Source organism: Pseudomonas violetae (genome assembly GCF_023072615.1).
GTDB classification, from domain to species: domain Bacteria; phylum Pseudomonadota; class Gammaproteobacteria; order Pseudomonadales; family Pseudomonadaceae; genus Aquipseudomonas; species Aquipseudomonas violetae.
The window spans coordinates 1-617 of the sequence record NZ_JAKNRW010000089.1 but is presented as its reverse complement, the minus strand read 5'-3'; the positions used below and the strand labels follow the sequence as shown (position 1 = coordinate 617).

The window sequence follows — 617 nt, the reverse complement described above, 5'->3', positions numbered from 1 at the left end:
AAAGACGGCGAAACTGTAGAGCTGAGCATTACTGGTGCCACTTCGAATGGCGCGCAGCTGGAAAACCCAACCATCGGTGGCCCAGCTTCGGTCACCATCGGCGACACCACCAGCGAAGTGTTTGCGACCCTGACCGCAGATAAAACCACTGTGGCGGAAGGCGGCCAAGTCACTTACACCGTGACGCTGACCACCAGCACCGGTCTGCCGTTGACCAACCATCCTGAGCTGACCTTTAAGCTCACCGACGGTACGTTGATCACTGTTCCGGCGAACAGCGTCACTGGCCAAGCCACCATCACGGCAGCCGATGACATCGGCGTCGGTGGCCAACCAGCCATCGTCAACAAGCTGGACTCGGTCACCGGTGCGGACACCTACGAAAAACTGACTCTGGGCGATAACGCGGTGCAAACCACCGTGACTGACGAACCGACCGGTCAAGGCGATGCCGTCGGCATCACCATTGTTGGTAACGGCCCAGTCCTGGAAAACCAGGGCGCAGCGTTCACCATCAAGCTCGACAAAGCTCAGCTGCAACCGGTCACTGTGACCTTGAGCGACGGCAAAACAGTAGTCTTTGCTGCTGGTGAAACTGAAAAACTGCACACCCTCGC

The 617-nt window shown here is 58.2% G+C and carries 1 protein-coding gene; it reads left to right on the top strand.

Going from position 1 to position 617, the window contains the following annotated elements; genetic code table 11:
- Positions 1 to 617: immunoglobulin-like domain-containing protein (locus tag L9059_RS30560; RefSeq protein ID WP_345894385.1), on the top strand; the 617-nt coding region annotated here is incomplete at both ends.